Origin of the sequence: Providencia sp. PROV122 (assembly GCF_028482365.1) — a bacterium.
In the GTDB taxonomy this organism is placed as follows: domain Bacteria; phylum Pseudomonadota; class Gammaproteobacteria; order Enterobacterales; family Enterobacteriaceae; genus Providencia; species Providencia stuartii.
This window is the reverse complement of sequence record NZ_JAMPQI010000037.1, coordinates 1-21,950: the sequence shown is the minus strand read 5'-3', so window position 1 is coordinate 21,950 and position 21,950 is coordinate 1. Positions and strand designations below refer to the sequence as shown.

The 21,950-nt window shown below is 43.0% G+C and carries 20 protein-coding genes; 4 read left to right on the top strand and 16 right to left on the bottom strand.

What is annotated here, in order from left to right:
- The first annotated feature begins 293 nt into the window (after positions 1 to 293).
- The gene (locus tag PSE69_RS18345; RefSeq protein WP_004925662.1) at positions 294 to 1,010 is read left to right on the top strand and encodes a UTRA domain-containing protein; all 717 of its coding nucleotides are present in this window, start codon (positions 294 to 296) and stop codon (positions 1,008 to 1,010) included.
- A 112-nt stretch (positions 1,011 to 1,122) separates the two neighbouring features.
- Here the strand turns inward: PSE69_RS18345 and PSE69_RS18340 are convergent, their stop codons facing one another.
- The 7 genes from PSE69_RS18340 to hutU all read right to left on the bottom strand — a co-directional run bounded on the left by PSE69_RS18340 (position 1,123) and on the right by hutU (position 10,421).
- Entirely contained in the window at positions 1,123 to 2,805 is a 1,683-nt protein-coding gene (locus PSE69_RS18340) for an electron transfer flavoprotein-ubiquinone oxidoreductase (protein ID WP_004925665.1), read from the bottom strand.
- 12 nt (positions 2,806 to 2,817) lie between these two features.
- On the bottom strand, positions 2,818 to 3,768 hold the full coding sequence (locus PSE69_RS18335) for an electron transfer flavoprotein subunit alpha/FixB family protein (RefSeq protein ID WP_004925668.1): 951 nt from the start codon (positions 3,766 to 3,768) through the stop codon (positions 2,818 to 2,820).
- A 14-nt stretch (positions 3,769 to 3,782) separates the two neighbouring features.
- The gene (locus PSE69_RS18330; RefSeq protein WP_121874570.1) at positions 3,783 to 4,538 is read right to left on the bottom strand and encodes an electron transfer flavoprotein subunit beta/FixA family protein; all 756 of its coding nucleotides are present in this window, start codon (positions 4,536 to 4,538) and stop codon (positions 3,783 to 3,785) included.
- Positions 4,539 to 4,648: 110 nt separating this feature from the next.
- Positions 4,649 to 6,115: a purine-cytosine permease family protein gene (locus PSE69_RS18325; RefSeq protein WP_004925674.1), complete on the bottom strand. Its 1,467-nt coding sequence runs from the start codon at positions 6,113 to 6,115 to the stop codon at positions 4,649 to 4,651.
- Between the two features lie 265 nt (positions 6,116 to 6,380).
- Entirely contained in the window at positions 6,381 to 7,520 is a 1,140-nt protein-coding gene (locus tag PSE69_RS18320; RefSeq protein WP_104873206.1) for an acyl-CoA dehydrogenase family protein, read from the bottom strand.
- Positions 7,517 to 8,701 (bottom strand): CaiB/BaiF CoA transferase family protein, encoded by a 1,185-nt coding sequence (locus PSE69_RS18315; RefSeq protein WP_004925680.1) that lies wholly within the window; start codon positions 8,699 to 8,701, stop codon positions 7,517 to 7,519. Before PSE69_RS18315 ends, PSE69_RS18320 begins: the two co-directional genes overlap by 4 nt.
- Before the next feature lie 52 nt (positions 8,702 to 8,753).
- Positions 8,754 to 10,421, bottom strand: coding sequence for a urocanate hydratase (hutU, locus tag PSE69_RS18310; protein ID WP_060560742.1), 1,668 nt, complete (start codon positions 10,419 to 10,421; stop codon positions 8,754 to 8,756).
- Between the two features lie 493 nt (positions 10,422 to 10,914).
- Between hutU and PSE69_RS18305 the strand changes: the two genes are divergently transcribed.
- Complete coding sequence (locus tag PSE69_RS18305) at positions 10,915 to 11,856, top strand: hypothetical protein (RefSeq protein WP_053109802.1); 942 nt, start codon at positions 10,915 to 10,917, stop codon at positions 11,854 to 11,856.
- 48 nt (positions 11,857 to 11,904) lie between these two features.
- Here the strand turns inward: PSE69_RS18305 and livF are convergent, their stop codons facing one another.
- From livF to PSE69_RS18280, 5 genes are all read right to left on the bottom strand, one after another.
- Positions 11,905 to 12,606, bottom strand: a complete 702-nt coding sequence (gene livF / locus PSE69_RS18300) for a high-affinity branched-chain amino acid ABC transporter ATP-binding protein LivF (RefSeq protein ID WP_004925693.1) — start codon at positions 12,604 to 12,606, stop codon at positions 11,905 to 11,907.
- Positions 12,606 to 13,373, bottom strand: a complete 768-nt coding sequence (gene livG / locus PSE69_RS18295; protein ID WP_004925696.1) for a high-affinity branched-chain amino acid ABC transporter ATP-binding protein LivG — start codon at positions 13,371 to 13,373, stop codon at positions 12,606 to 12,608. Before livG ends, livF begins: the two co-directional genes overlap by 1 nt.
- Positions 13,370 to 14,653: a high-affinity branched-chain amino acid ABC transporter permease LivM gene (locus tag PSE69_RS18290; protein WP_004925698.1), complete on the bottom strand. Its 1,284-nt coding sequence runs from the start codon at positions 14,651 to 14,653 to the stop codon at positions 13,370 to 13,372. Before PSE69_RS18290 ends, livG begins: the two co-directional genes overlap by 4 nt.
- Positions 14,650 to 15,576 (bottom strand): high-affinity branched-chain amino acid ABC transporter permease LivH, encoded by a 927-nt coding sequence (gene livH / locus PSE69_RS18285; protein ID WP_014657532.1) that lies wholly within the window; start codon positions 15,574 to 15,576, stop codon positions 14,650 to 14,652. The genes PSE69_RS18290 and livH overlap by 4 nt, the downstream gene beginning before the upstream one ends.
- A gap of 89 nt (positions 15,577 to 15,665) precedes the next feature.
- Positions 15,666 to 16,775, bottom strand: coding sequence for a branched-chain amino acid ABC transporter substrate-binding protein (locus PSE69_RS18280; RefSeq protein ID WP_004925706.1), 1,110 nt, complete (start codon positions 16,773 to 16,775; stop codon positions 15,666 to 15,668).
- Positions 16,776 to 17,280: 505 nt separating this feature from the next.
- On the opposite strand from PSE69_RS18280, the gene panM reads away from it, so the two are divergent.
- Together panM and PSE69_RS18270 are read left to right on the top strand one after the other, a co-directional pair.
- Positions 17,281 to 17,685 (top strand): aspartate 1-decarboxylase autocleavage activator PanM, encoded by a 405-nt coding sequence (panM, locus tag PSE69_RS18275; protein ID WP_121874569.1) that lies wholly within the window; start codon positions 17,281 to 17,283, stop codon positions 17,683 to 17,685.
- A 4-nt stretch (positions 17,686 to 17,689) separates the two neighbouring features.
- Positions 17,690 to 18,076, top strand: a complete 387-nt coding sequence (locus PSE69_RS18270; protein ID WP_004925713.1) for a VOC family protein — start codon at positions 17,690 to 17,692, stop codon at positions 18,074 to 18,076.
- Between the two features lie 81 nt (positions 18,077 to 18,157).
- Here PSE69_RS18270 and rpoH read toward each other — a convergent pair whose 3' ends face one another.
- The 4 genes from rpoH to ftsY form a co-directional block, all read right to left on the bottom strand.
- Positions 18,158 to 19,036, bottom strand: a complete 879-nt coding sequence (gene rpoH / locus PSE69_RS18265) for an RNA polymerase sigma factor RpoH (protein ID WP_004925718.1) — start codon at positions 19,034 to 19,036, stop codon at positions 18,158 to 18,160.
- Between the two features lie 206 nt (positions 19,037 to 19,242).
- Entirely contained in the window at positions 19,243 to 20,220 is a 978-nt protein-coding gene (gene ftsX, locus PSE69_RS18260; protein WP_121874568.1) for a permease-like cell division protein FtsX, read from the bottom strand.
- On the bottom strand, positions 20,213 to 20,878 hold the full coding sequence (ftsE, locus tag PSE69_RS18255) for a cell division ATP-binding protein FtsE (RefSeq protein ID WP_004925727.1): 666 nt from the start codon (positions 20,876 to 20,878) through the stop codon (positions 20,213 to 20,215). Before ftsE ends, ftsX begins: the two co-directional genes overlap by 8 nt.
- A gap of 6 nt (positions 20,879 to 20,884) precedes the next feature.
- The coding region (gene ftsY, locus PSE69_RS18250) for a signal recognition particle-docking protein FtsY (RefSeq protein WP_272514219.1) at positions 20,885 to 21,950 on the bottom strand (1,066 nt) is incomplete at its 5' end.

Genomic DNA, 21,950 nt, shown 5'->3' with positions numbered 1-21,950 from the left:
CGGATAAAGTGGCATAAAAGTACTGCCCCCATACGTAGAGCCTATCTTATTTATTAATATTTCACTATCATAGTCAGGGCGTATTATGCACCTAATAACAATTAGACTTTACTAATAAAATTCAGGTAATTACAGTGTTTCTTATTTTGAATAGCATTACGGTACTTTAATACACTTTTTTGTCACAATGATGCAGGTTTGCTGGTAAACTTGGGCAAACCGCCGATTAGGTATGGTAACAACTGAAGATTAACGGATTCTTCTAACACCTTATTATTAATAAAATAATCACGATGACTTCACAACCAGCATACAAGCAAATTCAATCTTATATTCTGCGTAGTATTGATTTAGGTATCTTCAAACCTGAAACTCAAATACCCACAGAGCTAGAGCTTTGCGCCCAATTTAATGTCAGCCGCATGACGGTGAATAAAGCCATTTCTGAGCTAAGCCAAAAAGGTATTCTGAATCGTATTGCTGGGAAAGGCACCTTTGTTGCGACCCAAAAGCATGAGCTGCCTGTAACCAAAGCTTTTGATATTTTTGATGAAATATCATTAAGCGGTAATAAATATAGCGGTCATCAATTACAACTTAAAATTATTACTGCTTCGCCTGAAATTGCGTTACAACTTGGAGTGATGGAAGGAAGTGATATCGGCTATTGCAAGGTACTCCATTTTGAAAATGACATTCCTTTGATGCTTGAGGAGCGTTATGTCAATCACGCTATCGTTCCTGATTTCGTCAAACAACACTTTGGCGATACAGAAACACCAAGTGGATACTTGCAGCGGCATTTTCCTGTTAGTGAAATGGAGCATACCATCGAAGCCGCTTTAGCGACTAAGGCCATTGCCCAATCCCTCTCTATTAAAGAAGGTTCCCCCTGCTTACAACTTAGCCGCCGTACTTGGACAGGCTCTATTTTAATTAGTTATGTCAATATGATAACAGCAGGCTCTCGTTACAAATTAAAGTTACATTCACGTATTGATACCCCATAACACATAAACAAAAAAATGGGGCAAATTCACAAAATGCCCCAAAGCGACTGATAAAATAAAGCACAACCACACCCGCGCTTCTATTGGCGGGAATACATCACAACAAAACCAGTTACATCCCTTGATAAATTGGCCCTTCTCCCCCTTGTGGTGCTGTCCAACAGATATTTTGCGTTGGGTCTTTGATATCGCACGCCTTACAATGCAAACAGTTTTGCGCATTGATTTGTAACTTTGGTTGTTCTTTTTCACTCACTATTTCATAGACCCCCGCGGGGCAATAACGGGTCTCTGGTGCCGCATATCGAGGTAAATTAACGCTAATAGGTATTTGACTATCCTGTAATTTTAAGTGGCACGGCTGTTCTTCTTCATGATTAGTGTTTGATAGAAATACCGACGAAGGCTTATCAAAAGTCAAAATGCCATCCGGTTTGGGGTATTCAATCGGTTGAAAGTTTTTAGCCTCTTGCAAACTTTCATGGTCTGCTTGCTTTAGCTTTAACGTCCACGGTGTACGCCCCTTTAAAAGCAGCTGTTCTGCACCAAATAATAACGACCCTAAGTACAAACCTTTTTTCATATAGGGTTTGAAATTACGAGTTTGGTATAACTCACGATAGAGCCAACTCTGTGCAAATTTTTGACGATATTGTGTTTTAAATTCCGCATAATCGATAGATTGATCGCGCATTGATTCGAACAGGGCTTCTGCCGCAAGTGCACCGCTTTTCACTGCACAGTGACTACCTTTGATCCGAGCCGCATTCAAAAAGCCTGCATCATCACCAATCAATGCTCCTCCAGGAAAGCTCAGTTCTGGTAATGCGGAAAGTCCTCCAGCAACCAAGGTTCTAGCCCCATAACTCACTCGTTCGCCACCTTGTAAAAAAGAACTAAACGCTGGGTGAGTTTTGAGACGTTGGAATTCATCAAACGGTGATAAATAAGGATTTTCGTAGTTCAGCCCTACCACTAAGCCAACAGCAACCAGATTTTCACCATAATGATAAGCGAAGCCGCCACCATAAGTATTATTATCTAAAGGCCAACCAATTGAATGAACGACCAAACCGGCTTGATGCTGCTCTTTAGGTATTTGCCAAATTTCCTTTAATCCAAGACCATAGGTTTGCTTTCCACGGCCAGCTGATAAGTCAAAATGTTCAATAAGTTGCTTCCCTAATTGCCCACGGCACCCTTCTGCAAAAAACGTCATTTTTGCTAATAAATTCATGCCCGGTTGATACATTGAGGTCGGATTACCTGATTTATCAAGCCCCATATCCCCCGTCGTCACCCCTATCACTGAGCCTGACTCGCTGTATATAACTTCTGTTGCCGCAAAGCCCGCAAATACGTCGACCCCGAGCTGTTCTGCTTGTGATGCTAAGGCGGAACATACCCGCCCTAGACTACCAATTACATTTCCTTCATTTTTTAAACTGGTTGGTAACAGAGCAAGTGGTAACCGGTTCGCTTTATGCTCTTTTAGGAGCAAAAAGCGATCTTCAGTGACTGCCGTTAAGTCACTGGAGACAAAGTGCTGCCAGTCGGGTAGTAGCTCATCAAGGGCACGGGGGTCGATCACGGCACCCGATAGAATATGCGCTCCAATTTCAGCACCTTTATCGATCAGACAGACAGATAATTCACTGTTTTTTTCTAAGGCAAGTTGCTTTAAGCGGATTGCCGCAGATAGTCCCGCAGGTCCACCACCGACAATCAGGACATCAAATTCCATCGATTCGCGCTCTGGAGCCTCATTGATATTGACACTATTGTCGATAGTCATATTTCCCCCTAATTAGGCTAATGCTTTATCTAATTCAGGTAAGATCTCAAACAGATCACCAACAATGCCGTAGTCCGCAACTTGGAAAATAGGAGCTTCTGGATCTTGATTGATTGCGACGATCACCTTGCTCTCTTTCATGCCAGCAATATGTTGGATCGCCCCAGAAATTCCAACGGCAATATAGAGATCGGGGGCAACAATCTTACCTGTTTGTCCAACCTGATAATCATTCGGCACATAACCTGCATCAACAGCAGCCCTTGATGCCCCAACCGCAGCCCCTAATTTGTCGGCAATGGTTTCAAGTAAAGCAAAGTTTTCACCAGAACTTAGCCCTCTTCCCCCCGATATCACCACTTTTGCCGAACTCAGCTCAGCACGGCTCATTTGGGTTAAAGATTGGCTTTTCAGTTGAGATAATGGGTTAAAACTGTTTGCACAATAATCTTCGATGGCAGCCGCCGGCTGAGTTTCCGTCGTAGCAGAAAAAGCAGAACTACGGATTGTTAACACCACTTGGTTCCCATTATTTTGTACTGTGGCTAATGCGTTGCCCGCATAAATAGGACGCACAAAGGTTTGTGCATCAATAACGTCAGTAATATCGGAAATCTGTGCAACACCTAGCGTTGCCGCTACACGTGGAGCAACATTTTTACCGTAAGTGGTCGCGGGAAAAACTAAATGACTGTAATGTTTAGCTATCGAAACCACTGAGTCAGTCACAGTTTCTGCGAGTTGATGAGTAAGCTCTACATGGTCGATAAGGATCACTTTTTCGACCCCTGCAATGCTAGCCGCCTGCTCTGCAACCCTAGCGCATTGGCTACCAGCAACGAGTAGATGCAATTGCCCTTGGCCTGCAAGGATCTGTTTAGCCGCTGTCACGCTATGGTATGTTGACGATTTAATAGTTTGGTTGTCATGTTCTACCACAACTAATACTGATAATTGGCTCATGGCGCTCTCCCCGATTAGATAACTTCTTTAGCTTGCAGTTCACTGACTAATGCTTTGACATCATTAAATAATGTGCATTGTCCTGTACGTTTTTTCGGCTCCGTAACCATCAATGTTTTTACTTGCCCTAATGGCGTAAAATCCAGCTCTGAAATATCGCGCACTTCAAGCGGTTTTTTCTTTGCTTTCATGATATTAGGGAGGGTTGCATAGCGAGGTTCATTTAAACGTAAATCGGTTGTCACTACCGCTGGTAACGCTAATGTTAATGTTTCTAATCCACCATCAATTTCACGAGTGACTTGCAGTGATGTACCATCAATTTCAATCAAGGAAGCAAACGTCGCTTGCCCACACTTAAGAAGTGCAGCCAACATTTGCCCTGTTTGGTTGCAGTCATTATCAATAGCCTGTTTACCAAGCAAAATTAAGTCCGCCTGCTCTGAAACCACCACCTGCTGCAATAAGCGAGCAATATCCAGTGGCTCTAACACTAAATCACTCGGCTTCTGAACCAAAATGGCTCTGTCGGCACCCATCGCCATCGCGCTACGCAACGTTTCCTGTGAGTGAGCATCACCGATTGATACAACAACCACTTCATCCGCTTTTCCAGCTTCTTTTAGGCGCACCGCTTCTTCAACGGCAATTTCATCAAACGGGTTGATTGCCATTTTGACATTCGTTAATTCGACGCCTGAACCATCCGCTTTTACTCGTACTTTGACGTTGTGGTCAATAACTCTTTTAACAGCCACTAAAATTTTCATAATTACTCCTAATTACTCTCTGCCAGAAAGTGTTTTTCAGGCTGAGGGGAGCCTTAGCAGTGAATATTCACTGCTATCATCCCCTCTTATTTTTGTTTTAACGTGATTTGTTAATTAGCTGATTTGCTGTCCAGTATTTCATTTGACGACGGCAGTATTAGCCTATCTGCAACGGACATTGGCCATATTTTAATCGCAGCATAGTAGATAATACTGGTGGCAACGAGGCCCACAATCCATGAGATATCAACGCCTCCCAGCTTCTCTACTAATGGTCCGGTGTAAAAACCTGTCGCAATGAAAGGCAATTGAATCATAACGCCAATCACATAAGTGATGATGCCAACTTTATTCCAGCGCCCATAACGACCATTCGGGTTCGATAGCTGAGGCACGTCATAACGACCTTTCGTTACCCAGTAGTAGTCAACAAGGTTGATTGCGCTCCATGGGGTAAAAAATGCCAGTAAGAACAGTAGGAAAGCTGAAAATAGTTTTAGGAATGAATGTTGCCCAGCTAAGCCCAGAGCCGTTGAGAAGCTGACCATCAATATGATGAAAAACAGCCTTTGCCTGCGAGAAATTTGCTGCTTGCCACGGAAACCACAGAAGATGGCTGCCATCGACATAAAGCTACCGTACGCGTTTAGTGCAGTGATCGTCACCTTACCAAAGAAAATGCTGATATAGAGCAGCGCGGCAATAAGCCCTGTGCTACCCAGACCAACAATATAAGCCACTTCATGACCTGCGAATGCGTTACCGGCTAAAGCAGCAGCGAAGACGCCTAGGATCATAGATGCTTGAGTGCCAATCACCGTTCCCGAACCTACTGCTAAGAACGCTTTGATTGTCGGCGTTTTGGTAGGTAGATAACGAGAGTAATCGGCAACATAAGGGCCAAATGCAATTTGCCATGATGCTGAGAGTGACATTGCAAGTAAGAAATTGGTCCACGTGAAATGACGATTTTCTAATAAAACCGAAACGTCATTCATATAAAACAAGCGGAAAAATAGATAAAAGAATGCAACTACACCGATCACACTGGCCGCTTTACCTAGCATATGGATGATACGATAGCCACAGATCGTAATCGCGATGATCACAGCACCGAAGATCAAGATACCGACCCAATCACTAACATTGAGCAATTGCCCAACGGCCTGACCCGCTAATACTGTGCCACTCGCTGAAAAGCCAACATACATCATGCACACTAGAAGGATCGGGATCACCGCGCCATAGACACCAAACTGAACACGGCTTGAGATCATCTGTGGTAACCCTAGCTTTGGCCCTTGAACAGCATGCAGTGCCATCACTGCACCACCAAGTAGTTGCCCGATAAACAAACCAATTAATGACCAAAATACATCGCCACCTAACACGACAGCGAGTGCCCCAGTCACGATAGCGGTAATCTGTAAGTTTGCCCCAAACCAGAGAGTAAATTGACTTGATAATGTGCCATGCCGTTCTGATTCAGGGATATAGTCAATAGAGCGTGCTTCGATTAAAGGAACATTATCCTGCCGATGTTTTTTATCTGCGATTATGTCGTTTGAAACTGTCATGGTAACTCCTCTTTAAGCAAGGCTTGGCTTAAAGAATGGACCAATTTGTCGCAATGGTTGTCGTAGGATACAGCCATGAGACGTTAAGACGGATGTTATTGTTGTTTTATAAACTACCCGCCATTAAAAATTGAAATACATTCTTAAACCCGGTTGTTGTTGTGTTTTTAATTCCATGATCCTGTTATCAGGTCGTTCATCCTATTGCAGTTTTTACTCATTACGAGTGGACCCTGTCTGCCCACTCGCATTTCCCTATCTCACATTAAACAGCATCTAAAATCGCACGTGAGATAATGATTTTTTGGATTTCTGAAGTACCTTCAAAAATACGTAAAATTCTTGCATCACGTACATAGCGTTCTAAAGGTAGATCCCGAATATAGCCATAACCACCATGAAGCTGTAATGCTGCATCGGTAACAAAACCAGCACACTCCGCGGCAAATAATTTTGCTGTTGCCGATTGCAAGCTAAAACGTTCGCCTGAATCTCGACACTCCGCAGCACGCCATGTCAACATACGCGCTGCTTCTAATTGAGTATGCATATCTGCAAGTCGCCATTGTGTTCCTTGGTAAGCCGCTAATGGCTTTTTACCGATTTGGCGCTCTTTCACCCAATTTAAGGCACATTCCATGGCAGCACGAGCAATACCTAATGAAGTCGCCGCAACTTCCACGCGACCTTTATCCAACACTTCCATTGCGGTATGGAAACCTTTATTTTCTTCACCTAATAGCGCCGACTCAGGCAGCCAACAATTCAGAGCTAGTTCATAGATTGTACTCCCACGTAGCCCCATCGTTTTCTCAGGTGAAGAAAACTCGACGCCTTCAGTGCCCTTTGGGATCATAAATGCACTAATGCCACGAGCGCCGGCTTCTGGATTCGTTTTGGCGTATAACACGATAAAATCAGCTTCTTTGGCATTGGTAATGTAGTGTTTATTGCCACGAATTCGCCAACCACCATTTTCACGGGTCGCGATAGTACGCATGTCAGCAGGGTTTGATCCCGCCGCTGGCTCTGTTAGGCCAAACGCCCCTAGCATTTCACCGCTTGCCGCTTTCGGTAACCAATACTGTTTTTGCTCCTCCGTTCCCCCAATCAAAATTGAGTCTGTTGCGAGAAAGTGTGCCGTTAAAGCCGATGATGTTGATGCACAAGCCGCTGCCACTGCTTCCACGATCATACTCATTGCTATACTGCCAATGCCAAAACCGCCGTATTGTTCCGGTAAGTTGATCCCCCAGCAGCCCATTTCACCCAGTGCTGCTAGGCTTTCTGCACAAAAGGTTTCTGTTTCATCGTAACGCTGCGCATTTGCTTGCAGAATATCCCGGCAAACCTTTTCAACAGCATCTACAATTGCTTGTTCTGTTTCATCAATTTGAAAGCTCATTGTATTGTCTCCGCATTTTTTATTGTGAGATTTGCCGATTTATAAACAGCATTCGCTTCACCTAAGCTAGGTGCCCTTTGCGTCACATGAGGTTTGTACCCATTAAAGAAAACAGGTTGAGACACTAATGGTGTTCCCCCATCATCAAGATGAGTAAGAACAGCACGTACCTTTGCATGTTCGCTCTGAGTTGCCTGCTGCAAATCATGGATTGGCGAAGCAGGAACCCCAGCGTTTAGCAGCAAATCACAAACTTCTTCGACCGTTTTTTGTGATGTCCAACGTTCGATTTCTTTTCGAAGTTCAGCCTGATAAAGCGTTCTTGTAGGATCGTCTTTATAACGAGGGTCATTGCGTAATTCAGGTTTCCCCATACACTCACAAAAACGCTGAAATAACTTTTCACTGGCGATAGCAATAACCACTAAACCATCCTGTGCCTGATAAGTATCAAACGGTGTGGATACAGGGTGTCGATTACCCACTAAGCTGGGTGCTGTACCATTTGCAAATAGGTTAGATAACCCTGTTAGTTGCATACTTAGCAGCACATCAACCATAGCAACATCAATATATTGTGCTTTTTCTTGGTGAGCTTCCCGTGCAAATAGTGCACTACTGATCGCCCAAGCAGCGAATATGCCAGCGCAAACATCACCTATCGATTCTCCACTACGGGTTGGGCCTGTTTGCGGAAAGCCTGTCACACTCATTAACCCTGACATCGCTTGTGCCACAATGTCATAAGCGGGGTAATTAGCCAGTGGGCTATCTTGACCAAATCCGGAAATACTGGCGTAAATCAATTTTGGGTTGTGCTGTTTTAGGCTGTCAAAATCAATGCCTAACCTCGCGGTTACCCCCGGTCGAAAATTCTCAACGACGACATCACTCTCTTTGACTAACTGATAAAGGATTTCGCGGTCAGTCTCTGATTTTAGATCTAACTCAATACTGCGTTTGCCTCGATTAATCAGCCCGTAATAAACGCTCTCACCATCAATAAATGGCCCCAAATGGCGGCTATCATCACCATGATCAGGCACCTCAATTTTGATCACCTCAGCCCCTAAATCGGCCATCATGCCTGTGCAATAAGGACCGGCAAGTACGCGACTTAGATCAATAACTTTGATCCCTGATAATGGCCCTACTCTTTTTGGCTTTGACATCGTATTCATACTGATCCCCTTCTAAATAAGGCCGCCCCTAATCTGAGGCAGGCCAAAGGTGCTACTTGACCATCGGCAAATTCAGACCTTGCTGTTTTGCACAATGTATTGCGATGTCATAACCCGCATCAGCATGGCGCATCACCCCTGTTGCTGGGTCATTATGTAAAACTCGTGCTAGACGTTTATCCGCGGCATCAGTGCCATCACAGACAATCACGACACCCGCGTGTTGTGAAAAGCCCATTCCGACACCACCACCGTGATGTAAACTCACCCATGTCGCTCCTCCCGCGGTGTTCAATAGCGCATTGAGTAAAGGCCAATCAGAGACTGCATCAGAGCCATCTTTCATCGACTCGGTTTCACGATGTGGGCTTGCTACAGAGCCTGAATCTAAATGATCACGACCGATCACAATAGGCCCTTTTAACTCGCCATTTTTCACCATTTCATTAAATGCTCGACCCAATCTTTCACGATCTTTTAAGCCAACCCAACAAATACGAGCAGGCAGCCCTTGGAATGCGATGCGTTCACGGGCCATATCCAGCCAGTTATGCAAGTGTTTATCGTCTGGGATCAGCTCTTTTACTTTTTGATCTGTTTTATAGATATCCTCTGGATCACCCGATAATGCCACCCAACGGAATGGGCCAATTCCTTCACAAAATAGAGGGCGAATATAGGCAGGAACGAAGCCAGGGAAATTAAAGGCATTACTCACACCTTCATCTTTCGCCATTTGACGAATGTTATTACCATAGTCAAAGGCTGCTGAGCCACGTTTTTGCATAGTCAGCATAGCGTCAACCTGTACTGCCATACTCTTCTTCGCAGCTTTAGTCACTTCATCGGCAGCAGTCTGTTGTTTTTCACGCCATTGCGCCAATGTCCAACCTTGAGGTAAGTAGCCATGAACGGGGTCGTGTGCGCTCGTTTGGTCGGTTACTGAGTCTGGAGTAATGTTACGTTTTACCAATTCGCTGTAAACATCGGCAGCATTACCTAATAAGCCAACTGAAACTGGCTTACCGCTCTGTTTCGCTTCCTCAATATAGTGCAGCGCTTCATCTAATGAAGTGGCCTTTTTATCGACATAACGTGTTCTTAAACGAAAATCAATGCGGCTTTCATCACATTCAACAGCAATCATACTGAAGCCGGCCATGGTCGCAGCAAGAGGTTGTGCGCCCCCCATTCCACCGAGTCCTCCCGTTAGGATCCAACGTCCGGCTGGATCACCATTAAAATGTTGCTTAGCTAAAGATACAAAAGTCTCATAGGTCCCTTGTACGATGCCTTGTGAACCAATATAGATCCAAGAGCCTGCCGTCATTTGGCCATACATCATTAGGCCTTTTTTATCTAGCTCATTGAAATGTTCCCAATTCGCCCAATGAGGGACGATATTTGAGTTAGCAATTAATACGCGGGGGGCATCAGGGTGAGTCGGGAAAACACCAACAGGCTTGCCTGATTGCACTAATAACGTTTGATCATCTTCAAGCGTTTTCAATACTTCTAAAATCTTGTCATAACATTCCCAATCACGAGCAGCACGTCCAATTCCGCCATACACCACTAGACTTTGCGGATGCTCAGCAACATCCGGATCTAAGTTATTTTGGATCATGCGATACACGGCTTCTGTCAACCAGCTTTTGCAAGTTTTTTCGCTGCCACGTGGGGAGCGGATAACGCGTGTAGAGTCAGTACGGTTTAGCATCGGTGTATCCCCTATTTATCCTTTTTATGTAACTTTTTTGTAACAATCAATGATATTTCTCATTAGTCATTATTTTTTCACTGATAGATTTATTGATTTCAAACCTCCTTCAACTTATTGATATTCAATCAGTTGAAGTTATCTCAGCACTAATTTTCTATCATTTTTATCAAATCATTTATCTTGTTGTCTTTAAATATATATACATTTAATTCACAAAGTATATACATTTAAATTTGAATTTTTGCACAAAGATTAGATAGCTAGGGAGGCGATGAGCTATACAATGAGTGATAGCTTGCTGTTTATTCGAAGGAAGATGTATAGACAACTAATTTAATATGCAGAAACAAGTAAATAGCTGAAATGCGAGACGCTTCACATAAACTAGTCATGAAAAGCCCACTATGAGCGATAGGATGCTCGATTATTGCAATCTTTCGCATCAAACCTATTGTAAGTTATCGCAAATAAATTTTATTGGTGATAACTTATGAAGATTAAAAATCCATTTTATAGCCTTACTTCTTGGCTCAATAACGATCACACTCATGAATCAAAAATAGCTAAAGTAAAAAATAGTGATCACTCTTTTCCTGTTAAAACTTCAAAAATAAACCAAGCTGAAAATACACATTGGCAACCTAAAATCACGGATGAAGAGTCTGCCATTGATTTTATTAATCAATATTTTCACCTACCAGAGAATATAGCAAATAAACCCGATACAAAGTTAAGTTTAAAGTCATTATCATTAGATAACCAAAAAGTTACTATTGAATTTAACAAAGAGATCTCCTCTTATTTCAATGAGGAAAATCAAGGTAAAACAGATATTCTGATGACACAAAATGAATTGATTGCTGCATTAAACTATCAGATAAGGCGGTGGGGTAAAGGAGATGAAATTATAGAGGATGAAAATTCAAAAATAACAATAAAATCAGAAGATAAGATTTCATGCCTTGAGCAGATATCCCGTGATATAGGTGCAATGAAGATTATTTTCAAATCAGAGAATGGCTCGTCAATTGTATTAGATTCAATAAATGACATTTATTATGCTTTTAAAAAATTACCACCTGAGCACATTAGTCATCTATGTAACATTGCGAACCAAAAGCATATTTTAAACGCTTATATCGATATATATAACACAAATCAAAACCGTGATAAAATCAATATCTCTCAAAGAGAGAATAAAGGAACAGTCCAAATCGAAATAACGGAAAATGGATATTTAATAACATCCCATTGCCGTTATCAACTTGAACAAATTGAGCCTCAACGATTAATTTCCGGGTCTATTATTGAGATAAAGAGAGCAACTTGTTTCAACGTGAATAAAGATCATACGTTAAAATTTGATAATCTAGATAAGCTCACCATAAAGATTGAACTCGAAACCAATCCGACATTAATAAAAATACCTTAAACTATTAAGCCCCTTCAGTATCCAATAGAGGATATGAAGGGGGATTGTTTAGCCGCCTAAGTAGGCACTACGTACTGCTTCATTAGCGAGTAACGCTTTACCACTATCTTCCAATACAATACGCCCATTCTCAAGAACATAGCCGCGATCAGCCAGTTTTAATGCCTGATTGGCATTTTGCTCCACAAGGAAAATAGTCATTCCCGCTTCGCGCAGTTGCAAAATGGTATCAAAGATTTGCATGATAATGATTGGCGCTAGACCTAATGATGGTTCATCAAGTAGCAACAACTCAGGTTGACTCATCAGCGCACGACCAATCGCTAACATTTGCTGCTCACCACCAGACATGGTGCCAGAGCGTTGACTACGGCGCTCATGCAAACGCGGGAACAGCGTATAAACACGCTCTATGCGCTCTTGATATTGTTGGCGATTAGCAAAAAAGCCCCCCATCGCTAAATTCTCTTCGACGGTCATTCGTGAAAAAACGCGGCGACCTTCGGGTACTAATGCAATATCTTCACGCATAATTTTCGCGGTCGGCAACTGAGTAATATCGACATCACGGTAGAGAATTTGCCCTTCTGAGGCTCGCGGGTCACCGCATAATGTGCTCAGTAGCGTCGTTTTACCCGCACCATTAGCACCGATTAATGTGACGATCTCCCCTTTTTGAATATTCAGGCTCACTTGATGTAATGCTTGAATTTTTCCGTAATGGGCAGAAACTTGTTTAAATTCTAACATCAATAAGCCTCCCCCAAGTAAGCTTTGATCACATCAGGGTGCTGACGAATTTGATCAGGTGTTCCATTCGCCAAAGGCGTGCCTTGGTTCACCACATAAATGCGATCTGAAATTCCCATCACTAGCTTCATATCATGTTCAATCAATAAGATAGATACTTGGTGATGAGAGCGTAACTCAGCAATTAACTCATCAAGGTCATCAGTTTCTTTCGGGTTTAGGCCGGCCGCGGGTTCATCTAACATAAGAATTTCAGGCCGTGTCACCATACAGCGAGCTATCTCTAACCGACGCTGTTGACCATACGCTAAGTTACCAGCTTGACGGTTAGCAAATTGCAATAAATCGACCCTTTCAAGCCACTTTACTGCATTGTCGATCGCTTCTGATTCCGCTCGTCGAAAGGCTGGCGTTTTCAGTAACCCGGAGAAAATACCACTTTTCAAATGTTGATGTTGAGCAACTAACAGATTCTCAATCACGGTCATTTCTTTGAATAAGCGTACATGCTGAAAAGTTCGGATCACCCCAAGCCGAGCGATCGCCTGACCCGATAAGCCTTCCAAATGCTTTTCTCGGTATAGAATTGAGCCGCCAGTTGGCTTATAAAACCCGGTTAAGCAGTTAAAAATTGTCGTTTTTCCTGCACCATTTGGCCCAATCAAGGAAACGATTTCACCTTGATTTAAGCTCAGCTCAACGTTATTTACCGCTAATAGCCCACCAAAACGCATGGTTAGACCGTTGACTTGTAATAGAGGAGTCATACTTTTTCCCCCTCACTGGCGACTTGCTCGCTATTTTTTAGCTTCATTTGGCGACGTTTCATTGGTAATAGCCCTTGTGGACGCCAAATCATCATCAGCACCATCAATGCCCCTAATAGCAACATACTGTAAGCATTCAAATCACGCATCATTTCTCTTGAGACAACCAGTATAATCGCCGCTAATATCACCGATGTTTGTGAGCCCATCCCTCCGAGCACGACAATGGCTAGTACAAAAGCAGACTCAACGAAAGTGAATGATTCAGGGCTGATAAAGCCTTGGCGAGCCGCGAAAAGCGTTCCCGCAAATCCAGCAAAGGCAGCACTGATCGTGAAGGCGGTTAACTTGATCTTTGTCGGTGATAAACCTAAAGAGCGACAGGCGATTTCATCTTCCCGTAATGCTTCCCAAGCCCGTCCTAAAGGCATACGTAATAATCGATTGATCACAAACAGCGTTAATAGCACCAGCAGCAGAGCCACAAAATAGAGGAAAATAATCCTATCGCCTGCGTTGTAATCAAGGCCAAAGAAATTATGGAAAGTATCCCAACCCTCTTTTGCTGTGCGGCTAAACTCTAAACCAAACAACGTTGGCTTAGGCAACTGGCTAATCCCGTTTGGTCCTCCCGTGATTTCCGTGTTATTGAGCAATAAAATACGCACAATCTCACCGAAACCTAAGGTGACAATCGCCAAATAATCGCCTCTTAGCCGCAATACAGGGAACCCCAATAAAAACCCAGCTAAGGCCGCTGTTAACCCAGCAATAGGTAGGCTTTCCCAGAAGCCAAACCCGTAATAATGGTTTAATAATGCAAAAGTATAAGCACCTATTGCATAAAACCCTGCATACCCCAAAACCAGTAAGCCTGATAGCCCGACAACCACATTCAAACCAAGGCCTAACATCACATAAATTAAGGTTAATGTCGCAATATCGACGCTACCTCGAGAAACAACAAAAGGCCAAATAATTGCAGCAATAACAATAACTAATGCAAGGATCTTTTGCCTCGCTGTCGAGCCATCAAAATCAGGTATAGACCACGATTGTTTCGGAACACCTTGCCACACTCTCACCAATGAAGGGCGTATTAGCTGAAAAATAAAGATCACTGCAATCCCTGCAAAAATCCAATTCCAGCGTACCGAATCACCACTTGAAACAACCAGTTTCGTGCCATCAAGTGTCAATTGCAAACCCATCATAAAGACAGAGAGAATAAAGAACATCACAGACGCGACAATGGCATTAATCCAATTTTCTTTTCTCATACTTTCTCGACCTCCGGGCGCCCCAGAATGCCAGTTGGCATGATCAGCAATACACCAATTAATAAACCAAATGACACAACGTCTTTATATTCCGTGCTTAAATAAGCCGATGTCATTGCTTCCGCAACACCGAGAATGATGCCTCCTAGCATAGCGCCAGGAATACTACCAATTCCCCCCAGTACGGCTGCGGTAAAGGCTTTCATTCCAGCCATAAAACCAATATAAGGGTTTATGACCCCATAAAACTGCCCAAGTAGTACTCCCGCTACCGCTGCCATTGTGGCACCAATCACGAAAGTTAATGAAATCACTCGGTCTGTGTTAATGCCTAATAAACTTGCCATTTTTAAATCTTCAGCACAGGCACGACACGCCCTTCCCATACGGGAATAGCGGATAAATAGGGTCAATGCCAACATAGCAAGTAAGGTAACCACCCAAATGGTCAGCTGCATTTTTGTAATGCTCGCTTCAAAGCCATCGCTTTCGCCTAATACCCACTGACCTGTGATCAAACTCGGTAATGCCAGATCACGTGATCCCTGTGACAAGCTGACATAGTTTTGTAGGAAAATTGACATTCCAATTGCAGAGATAAGTGCAATCAACCTTTTTGAATGGCGAACAGGCCGGTATGCGACGCGTTCAATACTCCAACCATAGGAGCTTGAAACAACAATCGCAGCCACGAATGCCGCAGCAATAAGGATCCAACCAACATCAATACCTAGCATCATTAGCCCAGCGATGACAATGAAGGAGACATAGCTACCAATCATGTAAACTTCACCATGAGCAAAGTTGATCATACCAATAATGCCATAAACCATTGTGTAGCCAATCGCTATCAATGCATAGGTACTGCCCAAGGTTAAGCCATTGAGGAGTTGTTGGATAAAATAAAGAATTTGATCTGACATAGGACTATCCTTTAATACTACCATCCCTAAACAGGGCAGAAGCCGGAAGTTGGTAAGCCAACTCCCGGTTCAGCGCCTGAATAGTGAAATTACTTCACTGCAGTGGATGTACCATCCGCATGCCATTCAAATACGCCAAATTCAAAACCTTTCAGGTCTCCATTAGGCTGCCAAGTCAATGACCCCATCACTGTGTCGACTGGATTTGCTTTTAGATCCTTAACCAAATCTTCTGGCTCTCGGCTCCCTGTACGCTCCATTGCTGTCGTCAAGCCTTGAATTGCCGCATACGTAGTCCAAACGAACGGACCGGTTGGATCTTCTTTTTTCGCTTTAATCGCATCCACAATAGGTTTGTTAGTTGGGACTTGATCATAGCGTTTAGGCAATGTTACTAACATCCCTTCTGAAGCTTCCCCAGCAATATTTGAAAGTGATGAATTACCTACTCCTTCTGGCCCCATAAAGCGAATATTCAAACCCGATTGCTTCGCTTGACGTAAAATTTGCCCCATTTCTGGGTAGTAGCCACCAAAATAGACAAAATCCACATTCTCTTTTTTCAGTTTGGCTACCAGTGCAGAAAAGTCCTTATCGCCCGCGGTGATCCCTTCAAACATCACTTCTTTAACGCCCGCTTTGTTTAGATTTTCACGGACAGAGCGCGCCAAACCTTCACCGTACTGCTGTTTGTCATGAACAACAGCGATACGTTTTGGTTTGATCTCATCGACAATATATTTCGCTGCGGTAGGGCCTTGGTCTGAATCTAGACCTGTTGTACGCATGATCATTTGATAACCACGCGTGGTTAGATCAGCATTGGTTGCAGCCGGCGTGATCATGATAATCCCTTCATCCTCATAAATATCGGATGCAGGTTGTGTTGAAGAAGAGCAGAGATGACCAATAACATAACGAATCCCATCATTGATCACTTTGTTAGCAACAGCGACAGCTTGTTTTGGGTCACAAGCATCATCATATTCAACTGCAACTAAAGTATCGCCGTTGATCCCACCTTTTGCATTAATATCAGCGACTGCTTGGCGAGCACCAGTGAACTCCATGTCGCCATATTGGGCAACAGGGCCAGACATAGCACCAACAACTGCGATCTTCACCTCTTTAGCCCATATCGGCTGGCTAAACACCATCGCAATCGATCCTGCCAGTAACATTTTATTCATTTTTTTCATTCTGTCGTCCCCATCTTCTGTGGTTCTGCATGTTTGTGTTTGATTTATAGTCAATTATTATGATTGGCATTATCGAATGCCTAATATTTAAAAACATAGCCAATAAGGCTATATATTTCATGACATTAAACAAGATAAATATGCTAAATAGCAAATGTATATGGCAGGTAATTACATAATCAGCAGAATAAAAATCTAATGTTATTACGTGGGTTTTTGGTAAATGCCAGTGTTATATTCTAGTTAAATTTAAATTAATCCGAGCTAAACTCGGAAGATCAACCAAGACAAAATCTTCATCTCTAAAATCAAAAAATCGGTTACAGATCACTCTGTCGATGAGTATGAATGAAAAATAAGCAAAGGGCATACTCTAAATAATGCGAGTTGCAGCTTGGTAGCCATTAAGCATATCCTTAATGACAAACATGGCTATGTGATTACATACAGCAGCAATAATCAATGAGTTACAGCTTGGTGTCTCACTAATATAGATAGAAAAATTATGAAATTAACAATCATTCCTTTGGTCAATCCTACTGAGCAACAATATCTTGACCTGTACAAAATCTGGCCTGACCAGACACCAGAGCAACTTGCTCATCAATGCCAATCAGGGCAAAAAATCTATGTGGCACGCTTTAATGATCGCCTATTAGCCGCAGCCAAAATTCATCGAGAACAACACAACGGTACTATCTACGATTTTTTAGTGCGCGAGGTCACTCGTCGCCGTGGCGTAGGGCTCTATTTACTCGATGAGATATGCCGACAAGAGCCTCAAATTACCCATTGGTATTTCAGCTTAGAAGGGGTTTTAGATGCGGATAAAATCGTGATGGAGCAATTTCTATTAGCTTGTCGCTTCACGCCAACACAAGAAAGTCATCGATGGGAAAAACGAGTTTAACACTATGAAATTAAAGCGGATTCACCATGTTGCCATCATTGCCTCCAATTATGCTGCCAGTAAACATTTTTACTGCAAAATTCTTGGATTAACCTTATTAGAAGAGCATTATCGAGCAGAGTCTGATTCATGGAAAGCAGATTTAGCGCTCGGCAACCAATACCAAATTGAGTTATTTAGTTTTCCTACTCCCCCAGCCAGACCAAGTTACCCTGAAGCTTGTGGTTTGAGACATTTGGCGTTTAGTGTGGATGACCTTGACGGATGGATTGAATATTTAAAGCAGCATAATGTTGATTGTGAAGCACCACGAATCGATCCCTACACACAAAAAAGGTTTACTTTTTTTGCCGATCCGGATGGACTCCCCTTAGAATTATACAGTGAATGATACTGCGTATTCTGCATTTATTGCCCCGCGCATGGCGGCGACAATAAATGCAGTAACAGTGAATCAGGAAGGAAATCGATTTTAATAACTCTCTTCTTCGCCTTCTTCCATTGCGGCACGCAATTTTTTCATGGCATTTTTTTCGAGCTGACGGACTCGTTCGGCAGAAACGCCATATTTATCGGCTAATTCCTGTAATGTTGTCTTATTATCATCATCTAGCCAACGAGCACGAATAATATCTTGGCTACGCTCATCTAATGAATCTAATGCGTCGGCTAACCGATCTGTTGCGTGACTTTCCCAATTGTCCTCTTCGATAGAGCCTGCAAAATCAGATGATTTATCTTGTAAGAACAGTACGGGTGCAATAGGTTGCCCTAAATCACCGCTATCATCATCATCAGACATATCAAAAGCCATATCTTGAGCCGCCATGCGTGATTCCATTTCACGTACATCCTTGGTACTCACGCCCAGCTCTTTAGCCACCATATCAACTTCATCTTGATTAAACCAACCAAGACGCTTTTTATTTTTTCTCAAGTTAAAAAATAACTTACGCTGCGATTTTGTTGTCGCGATCTTAACGATACGCCAATTGCGCAACACGTATTCATGAATTTCAGCTTTGATCCAATGGACCGCAAAGGAAACTAGGCGAACACCAATTTCAGGGTTAAACCGACGCACTGCTTTCATCAGGCCGATATTCCCTTCCTGAATTAAATCTGCTTGCGGTAAACCGTAACCTGCGTAGCTACGAGCAACATGTATCACAAAACGTAAGTGCGATAAGATCAGTTGCTTTGCCGCATCCAGATCACCATGGTAATGCAGCCGTTCAGCAAGTTCCTTTTCTTCCTCAGCGGTGAGCATAGGATAAGCATTGGCAGCCCGCATATAAGCTTCAATACTTCCCTGCGGAACAAGTGCTAATGATTGCATGTCTTTGGTCATTCAGATCCTCTTTGAAAAATAAAGAAAAGAGATTAATTTGATGCGATATATAAGATTAGAAAACCGTAGTTTACCAGTTTTACTGAGTTAAATAAATTCTACTTGTGCGATAGCGACAGGTTAATATCAGACAAACCAAGACTTCAAAAGTTCCCAAGCTGTGCCATTTTTATCGGCATAGCGATAAACTATGCCGATAAAAAGGATTATTCAGGCGTAAAATGACGTAAGTGCTGGACTGTCGCTAGCCAAGCTGCCACCCAACCAATCATGGCTGACATAAGGATCACTAATAAAGATTCCTCCCATAGCAAGCCTTCTATATGAAATTGCGTACCAAAAACACTCGCAACTTGTGCTACAACATCGGATAACTTCCACACCAGTAGCGCTGACATAATCAGCGATACTACCGCGCCCAGTGCCCCCATTAACAAGCCACCATGTAAAAATGGCCGCATAATAAAGCCATCTGTCGCACCGATGAGCTTCATCACATTGATGGTGTCTCGACGCGCAAAAATATTCAAACGCACACTATTACCAATAACAAGGAATAGTGAAATGATCATTAGAATACCAATCACCGAAGCGACTTGCCCGACAAGTTGTGTTAATGCCGCCAGCCGAGAGAACCAGCTATCATCCATACGAACTTCTTCAATGCCATTAACTTGGCTTACTCGATCACGCAGTGTTGTTAACACTTCAGAACTTTGAAAATCCAATTTTGGCGTAATAATTGCCACAGCAGGTAATGGGTTTTCCTCTAGCATGTCTAAGGCAGTACTAAAACCAGACCAACTACGGAACTCACTCATCGCTTGGTCGCGAGATAAGTAGTTTACGTGCTCTATCCCATCAAGCGCTTGCAACTGAGTTACCACATTTTGCCCACCTTGTTCATCCAGCGATTTATCAAGGTAAACAGTTAATTGTGGTGTTGGATACCATTGAGCAGCTGCTTGGGCCACATTTTTCCAGACAATATAACAAAGGCTTGGTAAGGTCAGAGAAATCGCAATGACCATCACCGTTAAAAAGGTTGCTAACGGCTGTCTTAACATATCCGCCAATGTATTCAACCAAGCATAGCGCCATTGTTCACGCCACCCACCTTTCAATGCCTTACTTTTTGATTGCATAGGGCGTTCAGACTTAGATTTGCGAACGTGTTTAGCCATGTTGACCTCCGATCATTCTCCCTTCACTCAGAGTCAGTACACGGTAATTACGCCTCTCAATCAAAGCAACATCATGGGTTGCCATGAGAACCGTCACTCCAACACGGTTGAATTCTTCAAATAACCGCATGATCCCCTCTGATAGTTCACCATCAAGGTTCCCCGTTGGCTCATCCGCAAGTAACATGGTTGGTTTGTTTACGACAGCACGCGCAATCCCAACTCGCTGCTGCTCACCACCCGACAACTGAATTGGAAAATTTTTCGCTTTATCAAGTAGACCCACTTTGTCCAATGCTGCTGAAACTCGTCTGCGAATATCTTCGGAACTTGCGCCCGAAATGATCAATGGCATTGCAACATTGTCGTACACCGTTCTATCAAATAACAGATGATGATCTTGAAAAATCATCCCAATTTGCCGACGCAAAAAAGGGATCTCCCGATTTTTCAAACGACTGATATCATGGCCATTAAACAATATATGCCCAGCACTCGGGCGCTCAATACCACAAATAAGCTTCAGTAGCGTACTTTTACCAGCTCCTGAGTGACCAGTAAGAAAAGCCATTTCCCCTGGTTGTAGATGAAAATCTACCCCTTGGAGAGCCTGCCGGCCACCTCGATAAGCTTTACTGACGTGTTCAAAGCGAATCATCGAAAATTATTCCTCTCGGGCAAATAGAGCCTCGATAAAGTCATCGGCTTTAAATGGACGTAAGTCTTCAATACCCTCACCAATCCCGATATAACGAATAGGAATACCGAATTGATCAGCAATGGAGAAGATCACACCACCTTTTGCTGTGCCATCGAGTTTAGTCAATGTGATACCTGTCAGACCTACAGCATCATTAAAAAGTTTTGCCTGACTGACAGCATTTTGTCCAGTACTTGCATCTAGTGTTAGCATAATTTCATGTGGCGCTTCTTCATCCGGTTTTTTCATCACTCGGACAATTTTTTTCAATTCTTCCATCAGATGTGCTTTGTTTTGTAAACGCCCAGCAGTATCTGCAATCAGAACATCCACGCCTTTAGCTTTAGCTGATTGGATTGCATCAAAAATGACTGATGCAGGATCGGCGCCAGTATGTTGCGCAACAACAGGGATACGGTTACGTTCCCCCCAAACTTGTAATTGCTCAACAGCCGCCGCGCGGAAAGTATCCCCTGCCGCTAACATGACGGTTTTACCTTCAGATTGATATTGGCGAGCTAATTTACCAATCGTGGTCGTTTTACCAACACCATTGACCCCAACCATAAGAATAACATAGGGTTTCTTGTCTTCAATGACTAGCGGTTTATCCACTCCCGCTAAAATATCAGACATTTCTTCACGCAATTTACTGTATAGCGCCTCTGCATCTTTTAGCTCTTTACGGCTTGCGTGAGCGGTCAGGTTATCAATAATTTTACGTGTTGTATCAACACCCACATCGGCAATCAATAATTGTTCTTCTAATTCATCAAAAAGATCATCATCAATTTTCTTGCCAGTAAATAACCCAAGAAAACCTGAGCCTAAATTTTGACGTGTTTTCAGTAGCCCTTTCTTTAATCGAGCAAAAAAACCTTCCTTTTTAGGTTTTTCTTGCTCTGTTTGTTTCGGCTCTTCTTGCTCACTCAGAACCTCATCGCGTAACGCGACGATATCTTGAGCTTCCAGCTTAGCTTGTTCTTCCGCTTGGCGCTGACGTTCTGCTTCTTCCTCAGCTAAACGTGCT